A 9,194-nucleotide genomic window follows, 5' to 3' on the forward strand; every position below is an offset into this window, starting at 1 on the left:
CTCCTTTCTTTCAATCCGCTCATTTCTGTTATTCCTATTGTATCATAAAAAAAGGATGCTGTACTATGTTTCACGTGAAACATGGTACAGCATCCTTTTCATTATAAAATGGGGAAGCAGATTGTAAAGATCGTGCCTTTTCCCTCTTTACTGTGGACGCGTATATATCCACCCTGATTGATGACATATTGCCGCGCCAGAGCCAGGCCAATACCGGAACCTCCACTCTTACGGTTTCGTGATTTCTCTGCCCGATAGAAATACTCAAAAATATGAGGTACGTCCTGATGACTGATACCCGGTCCGGAATCAGCAATACAGATTTCGACGCGCTGGCCGTTTTTTAGCCGCCGCAGCCGCGATTGAATGAAAACAGCCCCTCCGCAAGGTACATAGCGGATAGCATTATTTAAAAGATTATAAATAACCTGATTCATCCGGTCTTTATCCAGTGAAAGGAGCGGTACCTCATCATCTGTAGAAAGGCGGACCTGTAATTGTTTTTCCTCAAAAAGCGGTTCCAGCATACTGGCCGCCTGTTGAAGAAGGTCATTTATCTGCAAAGGATGGCAATGAAGTTGTAATTCATTGATTTCTGCCAGGGACAAATCCCGCAGATCCTGAACGAGCCGGCTTACGCGGAGAACTTCGTCTTCCAGAGACAAAAATGTTTTCTTGTCTGCCGGAATGACATTATCGATCATGCCCTCCAGATTTCCCTGGATAATGGCAAGAGGTGTCCGGAGTTCATGGGCTATACTGGCAAAGAGATGGCGACGCATCGTGTCATTGTATTGTAACTTTTTTGACATAGCATTAAAAGACTGGGCCAGTAATCCCACTTCATCCTGCCGGTCAACGAGCACGGTTTCCCCGAAGGAACCAGCCTCAACATGACGGACGGCTTCTGTCAGATCCTGCAGGGGCTGAATAGACCAGCGGATGACAATCCAGCTGATAAATACACTGAGAAGAGTCATGACGGCACCAACCCATAAAAGAGACCGGTGAACAGAAGAAACATATATTTCTTCTGCCATCCCATGGGAAGTTATGCCCATTTCCATGGAGTGATTATAAAGATAATGAGAGAAGTGCGCATCCATCTGATAATTGACTAAAAACAGAAGGATGCCGATAGTCATAATAAAAAGAAAAAAGATAATGCCTGTCAGCCGGAAGACAAGACTATGATAGTTAGTCATGAGCAGTCCCTCCAAATTTATAGCCAATCCCGTAGACGGTAAGTATGTATTCAGGATGGGCCGCGTCACGCTCCAGTTTTTTCCGCAGATTCCGGATGTGCGTATCAATAGTCCGTTCATACCCTTCAAAACTGTATCCGCCCTGTGCCCGCTCCATGAGCTGCATGCGGCTAAAAACACGACCGGGAGAAGAGGCCATCACTTCCAGCAGATTAAATTCTGTCGGAGTAAGCGAAACAGCCTCTCCGTTGCGGGTGACGGTGAATTTTTCTTTATCAATGACCAAATCCCCCCGTATAAGCTGTGACGACTGCTGTATGACTTCTCCCCGCGCTCTACGAAGCATGGCATGGGCACGGGCCATCAGTTCTTTAACGTTAAACGGTTTGGTCACGTAGTCATCGGCTCCAATGTTCAGCCCCACAAGACGATCTGTTTCATCGTCTCTGGCTGTCAGGAAAATAATGGGAATATCATTAGTCTGGCGTACATGCCGGCAGACTTCAAAACCGTCCATATCCGGCATCATCACATCGAGAACCAGGAGCTGAGGCTCATATCGTTTGAGTATATCCAGCGCTTGCCGGCCTGTCTGGGCCGTATACACCAGACATTGATCCTGTTCAAAATAAGAACGGAGCACGGTAAGTAATTTTTCATCATCATCAGCAATGAGAATAGAGTAGGGGAGCACAATACCACCTCCAAAAAATCTATATCCAATATGTATTGTACATCAAAATTCTATGCGGGAGAACTGTTCCATACCAAGTCGTGTCAATCGGTATACAAAAAAGCCTCCCCACACAACGATTGTACGAGGAAGCTTTTAGGAAACATCATTGACTTCTATTTGTTATTGTTCATCTGGTCGTGCATTTGTTCATGGTTCATCTGGCTATGATCCATCTGATTATGATTCATATTGTTTTGATTCATATTATCATGATTCATCTGGCCCTGCTGCATAGTATCCTGATTGGTCATCTGGCCGTGATCCATACTGCCCTGTTGCATGTTCATCGTATTCATAGGCGGCTGATATCCTGCCAGCTGGGGATCGGCCATGCCGAATACCATAGCCAGGTGAGTGAATAAGACAAAGAGTATCATGAGCACAATATGACGTTTGATTTTCATGGTGTTATCCAGCTTTTTATAGATAATTCCCAATTCCTGGAGCAGAATCAATACGGCCGGAATAATGGCCAGTACATAAGACCAGATAGAAATGTAATCAATCGGGCCTCTCCATTCAATCGTGGGGACATAGCAGGCCACGATGTAAACAGATGCACAGATAAAGAAAATACCAAGGACCAATCCACAAACATGACTGAGAGAATCCCACTTGGCACTGCGTCCGTCTTTGTACAACAGAGAAAAAGCGCCGGAAGCGAGAATCGTTTCTGCCAGTACCATCGGTACGAGCATAAATAAAATTAAAAACCAGGGCTGGTGCAGAGACAACAGCTCCATGTAGTGAGTCATTACCATAGTCATATATTATTCCTCCTTTTGAACATATCCATACTATACACGATGCATATAGAGAAATCATGTAGAAAGTATGAAGAAACTATGAAGATAAAAAAATTTATTTGTTTCACGTGAAACAAATTTTCTGTATCAACATCTAAATTACCTGCCAGATGCACCTCAGCCATACCGCCCACGAGTAAAACGTTTTAATTTTGTTAACATATCTAATGCCTTGGGAATCGCTTTACAAACCTGTCCCATAACGGTAGAATAGGGTTATTATAGGCTGTTTGTACTCATTATCAGTATAAGTATCAGCTGAATATATTATGGAGGTGATACCATGCATTACCATATCCGTCACGCTCTGGAAAACGTGACCGTATACAGTTATTTGAAAGATGAAGGCACATCTCTGGAAAAGGATATCATCGATTGCTCACTGGGAGTCAATCCCTGCGGTGTTACACCGACTCTGACAAAAGAAGCCTATGCCGATACGTTCGATCTGCTTCATTCGTATCCGGCCCATCCTTTTACGGAAACCCGCCGCCATATCTGCCAGTATTTTTCAGATATCGCCGATCTGGACATATCCCAGATATCCATGCAAAGCGGATCTATGAGTGCCTTGTGCCGCATCAACAGTATCTTTCTGGAAGAAGGGACGACTGTTGTAGCACCGATGCCGTGTTTCTCGTCGTATACGTCCAATGCCCGCTCCTGCGGAGCAGCCATCGTATCCGTCCCGCTGAAAGAAGAAGAGAAATTCGCCTTTGACACAGACCGCTATATTGCGGCACTGAAACCAGGTCAGCGGCTGGCTTATATCGACAATCCCAATAATCCGACAGGGCAGGCACTACCGCTGGCTGACATCCGCCGTATTCTCGACGCGGCACGAGAAAAAGAAATTGTCGTCGTCATCGACGAAGCCTACGGCGATTTTCTTGAAAAAGAAGAATCGGCCGTTTCGCTCATCAACGACTATGACAATCTGGTCATCGCCCGTACCTTTTCCAAAGGATTCGGACTGGGTGCACTCCGTGCCGGTTACATAGTCCTGCCTAAGGCAATGGTCCCGGTCCTAGCTAAAGATCCCGGCGAAATGACCATCACGACACCAGCAGACAAACTGATTCCCATTGTGCTTCAAGATCCGGGCTTTTTGAAAATGTCCAGAGAAACCATTGCAAACAATAAAAAAGCCCTCATAGATAGTCTGCACGTCCTGCATGTTTCAAAAACACGCCCCGATGTGCCTATCGGACTGTATTACACAGATGCCGATACGGACTTGGGCGCCATATTCTGGAAACATGGCATCCGCGTCGAATATGGTGTCGATTTTGAAGGAATCGGAAAACGCCACGTCCGTCTGCGCGTCCCCGATGATGTAAAACCGCTGCTTACACGTATTGCCGCTATAGAAAGCGAGCTCCAGGCATAGGGTGGGGGATACCTATGGCCGGGTCCTGTCCAAATTTAAATAAAACTGGGGGAAAAAACATTGGATATCAATAAGACAGGCAAGACAAGTTTGAAAAACATTATTATTTTTGCCGGTGCCTATTGTGCTTTTATGATAGGTTCTGGCTATGCTACAGGACAGGAAGTCCTGCAGTTCTTTGGCGCGTACGGACCGGACGGTTTCATTGGCGCAGCCATCAGTATGCTCATATTTGCATTTTTTGGTGGCGCACTGATGCAAAAGGGCTATGATTTAAAATTAAAATATCACACCCAGGCTTTCCGTTATTATTGTGGAAAATATGTAGGAACCATCTTAGAATGGGTGACTGTCCTGTTCCTGTTTTCAGTCGTCTCTATCATGATTGCCGGAACAGGAGCCATTGCTTCTGAATTCGTAGGCATTCCTGCCGATGCCGGCCGTGTCTTCATGGCCGCTCTCTGCGTCCTTACGGTCATGCTGGGACTGATGAAGCTGGCCGATATCATCGGTGCCATCGGTCCTGTCATCATCGTCTTTACACTGGGCATCGGCCTCATGACGCTCATCAGCTTCCATGGCGGCTGGGCACAGAACTGGGAAGTCCTGTATGACCTGCGTGCCACTAAATCCTGGTGGTTCGCCAAGTACGCCTTCCTGGATTCCGCCTGGTTCAGTGGCGTCCTTTATGCATCCTGCATGGTATTTGGCTCTATCCCGTTCCTGACCGGGCTGGGCGGCAAGGCCAATAACCGCAAAGAAGCATTTCTCGGCGGCTTCATAGGCGGCGTCGCCCTCATGTTGGCCGGCGGCCTCATGACGGCTGCCATGCTCTGCTTCCCGGAACAGGTCGCCAAGCTGCAGGTTCCTAATCTGTTCCTGGCCCAGCAGTTCGCTCCGGCGCTGGCAGCCGTCTTTTCGATTATCCTTCTTATGGGTATTTACAGTACCGGCGCTCCTATGTTCTGGGTCGTCATCAACAAACTGGAACAATGGCTTCCCAATAAAACCGCCAAAATGGCCGTCTCCGTCATTCTGGGCATCGTCGCATTTTTCGGTGCACAGATTGGTTTCGGCAAACTGATTGGCTTCCTGTATCCACTTCTGGGACAGATCGGCATCATCATGATCATCGTCGTCTTCATCAAAGTATATTTCATGAAAGATAAAGAAATCGGCCTGGAACGGGAAGATTCAGATAATTAACCGGCTATATCCATCACATCATAAACGGGTCCCTCCCATGACTATCCTGTTGTCATAGGAGGGACCTGTTTTATATTACCTATGAGTTTCTGCAGGCAGATGCCTTTAAATACGCAAAGCAGGTATAACAAACTCTTTCACCTGAATGAATTGATTTTTTATTCATTTTCCCATACAATGAATCCATATATCAATGCCGGCAGCTACAGGGGGAAACCGTACTGCCCGGCAGGAAAGAGGGGAGTTTTACATGTCAATTCAGCTCAGTATCGTTATTTTGTACATCCTGCTATTATTTGGTATTTCTTTGTATGTAAAACGCCGGGCCGGACAGAATCCAACAGAATACCTGTTTGCCGGCCGCAAGTTTTCTGCAGGGCTCGTCGCTGTCAGTATCACCGGTATGGCCGTCGGAGCTGCTTCCACGGTAGGTGTCGCCGAAAGTGCCACAAAGATCGGGTTGTCAGCCGGCTGGTATAATGGAGCCTGGTCCATCGGTGCCATCATTATGGGGATCGTCGCTGCCGGCAGATACCGTTCACTGGACTGCACGACCATCCCGGAACTCTTCGAACGGTGTTATGATAAAAAAGCCCGTGTCATCAGTGTCATCGGCCTGTCTCTGATCATGATATGCATTACATCTCTCCAGTATGTCGCCGGCGGATCTATACTGCACGCGCTCATGCCAGATATCTTTTCTCTTCATGGCGGGATGATTACTAGTGCCATCGTCTTCATCGGCATCACTGCCATCGGTGGTCTATGGTCGAGCGGCCTTTCCAATGTGCTCAGTGTCGCTATTATCTATGCCGGCATCGTTTATTCCATGATACGTATCCTATTGCGGGATGGCGGCATATCCGGTATCAATGCCGCACTTCCCCCTTCTGATTTTGACTGGTTCAGTCCTTTTGGCGGACTGTCTCTGGCCGTACTCCTGGGCTGGATCATTGTCATGACTACCCAGGCCATTACTGCCCAGGGGCCGGTCCAGATTGCCTGTGGCGCTAAAAATGCCACAGCGGCCCGTAAAGGATTTATCCTGGGCGGCCTGCTCATTTTTCCTGTCGGCTTCCTGTCTGCCATCCTGGGTCTGGCTGCCAAAGCCCAGTTTCCGGGTCTGAATCCAACCATGGCTCTGCCACAGATTATCATGAGTCTGGACCCGTTTTCTTCCGGAATGACCCTGGCCGCACTCTGGGCTGCCGATGTATCAACAGCCTGTACCATCCTGCTCGGGGCCGGTACTCTCGTAGCCCAGGATATTTACAAACGTTTTTTCAATCCATCTATCTCTGAAAAAGGATATGTCCGGGCCAACCGCCTCATCATCCTGATTATCGGGGCTGGAACACTCTGGCTGGCCTTCAATGCCGTCGGCATCGTCAAAGTCATGCTCATCGGTTTGTCTCTCACAACGGCCTTTACACTGGTTTTCCTGGCTACTATGTTCTGTCCGTCTCTGTGCCGGAAAAATACGGCTTTTGCCACTACTCTGGTAGGTATCATCGGATTATTCCTGTGGCAGCTGTGCCCGCAGATACGATTCCTGCCTCACGTCATTTATTTTGAATGGCTCATCTGCCTGATTACCTTTTTTCTGGTGTGGCTGATTGACAAAAGGCCTATCCGGACACCAGAAGTAAAAAAATAGTTTACCCCATACCACCATACAAAAAGGACCTGACACATGAAGCTGGATAGATTCATGTGTCAGGTCCCTGCTATATCTGCATCTTATTTCAAAGCATCGTCTCCCGATTTCGGCAAATCCGGCATATCGGTATTAAACCATTTTTTATACAATTTCTGGAATTCGCCTTTTTCTTTCAATTTTGCCATGGCATCGTTGACCTTTTTCATCAATTCAGTATCCTTTTTATTAAAGGCAAAGGCCAGGTATTCCGATTTTGTATTCGGAATTTCGATGACTTTGAATTTGCCTTTTCCGTCCTGGGTGAGGAAATAATCGGCGACGGGTTTATCGAGGATAGCCGCCGGCGATCCGCCTACCTGAAGTTCCATGATGACATCGGAATTATTGTCAAACTGTTTGACCGTATATCCCTGATTTTCTGCATACTGGGCACCAGTCGTGCCAATCTGGACGGCAACCTGTTTACCTGCAATGGCGTCTGCTGAATCAATGCCGCTTTCATTAGGCGTCAGGATGACTAATTTAGATTCATAGAAGGGAGCAGAGAAATTGACTTTCTGGGCCCGTTCTTTTGTCACGGTCATACCGGCGGCAGCAATATCCATATCTCCCTGCTGCAGGATGGGGATAATGCCGGAAAAAGCAATATTATTGATTTCTACGTCTCTGCCCATTTCTTTGGCAACAGCCCGGAGCAGATCCATTTCAAAGCCCTGATATTCCTTGGATTCATCGTTTTCTTTGAACTCAAAGGGAACAAAGGTAGCATTCGTCGCAACGCGGAGCGGTTTCTTCGCATCTTCTTTCTTTTCGCTGCCACATCCTGCCAGTACCGATACGGCCAGGATGCCTGCCAGACAAGCTGTCATCATCGTTTTCCATTTCATGATATATCCCTCCACATGTGAATAAAAATTTGTGTTGATTTTGATATTATACACATTATTACGGCGATTGTAAATGGTTTATACAAAATATTTGCATAAAAAAGAGTTATCGCAAACTAACCCGGTCTCTGAGCATGCCTATTGTCAGGCAAAGACGGAAACGATAACTCTTTTTATACAGTACTATTATTTTTTATGCAGGAATATATAAGATATGCCTTAGCCGTGCAGTTTGTCAATCATATCATGCAATGCAGCAATCTGTTCAGCCGCTTCATGGCGGATATCTTCAGGATCACGCTGGATACGGGCCGACCCGGTTTCCATGGCAGCTTTGGCAACAGCCGCGGCTACAGCCGGGGCAACGCGCTGGTCAAACGCATCGGGAATGACATATTCATCAGTAAGTTCGTCATCACTGATGAGGCCGGCAATCGCATAGGCGGCAGCTACTTTCATGTCTTCATTGATATGGCGTGCCCGTACGGCCAGGGCACCGCGGAATATGCCGGGGAATACGAGAACGTTATTGATCTGGTTCGGTGAATCAGACCGGCCTGTTCCGACGACACGGGCACCGGCTGCCTTGGCAGAATCATAATCCGTTTCCGGGATAGGATTGGCCATAGCAAAGACGATGGCATCGTGATTCATGGACTGGATGATTTCTTTCGTAAAGATGTGGGGAGCCGATACGCCGAGGAGCATGTCCGCCCCTTTTACGACATCTGCCAGTGTTCCCTGTACCTTATCCCGGTTCGTCACGGCGGCTAGTTCCGCCTGTACGGGATTGAGGCCGTCCATACCTTCATAGAGGGCGCCACAGCGGTCTACCATAGTCACATTCTGAGCACCGGCCCGGACGAGGAGACGGCCGATGGAAGCCCCGGCAGCACCGGCACCGTTGATGACGATTTTTGCCGTCTTCAAATCTTTGCCGACGCAGCGGAAAGCTCCGATGGCACCGGAGAGGGCAGCAATGGCTGTACCGTGCTGGTCGTCATGGAATACGGGGATGTCCATTTCTTTTTTCAATGTATTTTCAATTTCATAGCATTTCGGTGAAGCAATATCTTCCAGGTTGATACCGGCAAAGGAGGGCTGAAGCAGTTTGACCGTTTCAATAAATTTCTTTGGGTCCTTCGTATCCAGGCAGATAGGAACGGCATTGACACCACCGAATACTTTGAACAGGACAGATTTTCCTTCCATGACCGGCATGGCCGCTTCTGGTCCGATATCGCCAAGGCCCAGGACACGGGTGCCATCGGATACGACGGCAATCATATTGCCCCGGCAGGTCA

The 9,194-nt window shown here is 47.7% G+C and carries 8 protein-coding genes; 3 read left to right on the forward strand and 5 right to left on the reverse strand.

The window, feature by feature from the left end; translation table 11 throughout:
* Nucleotides 1–101: 101 nt before the first annotated feature.
* The 3 genes from DBO31_RS02870 to DBO31_RS02880 all read right to left on the reverse strand — a co-directional run bounded on the left by DBO31_RS02870 (nt 102) and on the right by DBO31_RS02880 (nt 2,708).
* Nucleotides 102–1,205, reverse strand: a complete 1,104-nt coding sequence (locus DBO31_RS02870; protein WP_150824395.1) for a cell wall metabolism sensor histidine kinase WalK — start codon at nt 1,203–1,205, stop codon at nt 102–104.
* Entirely contained in the window at nt 1,198–1,899 is a 702-nt protein-coding gene (locus DBO31_RS02875) for a response regulator transcription factor (protein WP_059076246.1), read from the reverse strand. Before DBO31_RS02875 ends, DBO31_RS02870 begins: the two co-directional genes overlap by 8 nt.
* A 155-nt stretch (nt 1,900–2,054) precedes the next feature.
* Entirely contained in the window at nt 2,055–2,708 is a 654-nt protein-coding gene (locus DBO31_RS02880) for a DUF6803 family protein (protein WP_234995370.1), read from the reverse strand.
* 322 nt (nt 2,709–3,030) lie between these two features.
* On the opposite strand from DBO31_RS02880, the gene DBO31_RS02885 reads away from it, so the two are divergent.
* From DBO31_RS02885 to DBO31_RS02895, 3 genes are all read left to right on the forward strand, one after another.
* Complete coding sequence (locus DBO31_RS02885) at nt 3,031–4,137, forward strand: histidinol-phosphate transaminase (protein ID WP_059076245.1); 1,107 nt, start codon at nt 3,031–3,033, stop codon at nt 4,135–4,137.
* 60 nt (nt 4,138–4,197) lie between these two features.
* Nucleotides 4,198–5,343 carry a hypothetical protein gene (locus DBO31_RS02890; protein ID WP_234995371.1) on the forward strand — a complete coding sequence of 382 codons (1,146 nt, stop codon included), beginning with the start codon at nt 4,198–4,200 and terminating at the stop codon, nt 5,341–5,343.
* A gap of 250 nt (nt 5,344–5,593) precedes the next feature.
* Nucleotides 5,594–7,000 carry a sodium:solute symporter family protein gene (locus DBO31_RS02895; protein ID WP_075581721.1) on the forward strand — a complete coding sequence of 469 codons (1,407 nt, stop codon included), beginning with the start codon at nt 5,594–5,596 and terminating at the stop codon, nt 6,998–7,000.
* Nucleotides 7,001–7,083: 83 nt separating this feature from the next.
* Here the strand turns inward: DBO31_RS02895 and DBO31_RS02900 are convergent, their stop codons facing one another.
* On the reverse strand, nt 7,084–7,890 hold the full coding sequence (locus DBO31_RS02900) for a basic amino acid ABC transporter substrate-binding protein (protein ID WP_059076243.1): 807 nt from the start codon (nt 7,888–7,890) through the stop codon (nt 7,084–7,086).
* A 219-nt stretch (nt 7,891–8,109) separates the two neighbouring features.
* The coding region (locus DBO31_RS02905; protein WP_150824396.1) for an NADP-dependent malic enzyme at nt 8,110–9,194 on the reverse strand (1,085 nt) is incomplete at its 5' end.

The organism is Megasphaera sp. DJF_B143 (assembly GCF_900320625.1).
GTDB classification, from domain to species: Bacteria; Bacillota; Negativicutes; order Veillonellales; family Megasphaeraceae; genus Megasphaera; species Megasphaera hexanoica.

Excerpts from the sequence above, each read along its gene's own strand:
- DBO31_RS02870 (WP_150824395.1), bottom strand. The coding sequence starts at position 1,205 with ATGACTAACTATCATAGTCTTGTCTTCCGGCTGACAGGCATTATCTTT.
- DBO31_RS02880 (WP_234995370.1), bottom strand. The coding sequence starts at position 2,708 with ATGACTATGGTAATGACTCACTACATGGAGCTGTTGTCTCTGCACCAG.
- DBO31_RS02885 (WP_059076245.1), top strand. The coding sequence starts at position 3,031 with ATGCATTACCATATCCGTCACGCTCTGGAAAACGTGACCGTATACAGT.
- DBO31_RS02895 (WP_075581721.1), top strand. The coding sequence starts at position 5,594 with ATGTCAATTCAGCTCAGTATCGTTATTTTGTACATCCTGCTATTATTT.
- DBO31_RS02900 (WP_059076243.1), bottom strand. The coding sequence starts at position 7,890 with ATGAAATGGAAAACGATGATGACAGCTTGTCTGGCAGGCATCCTGGCC.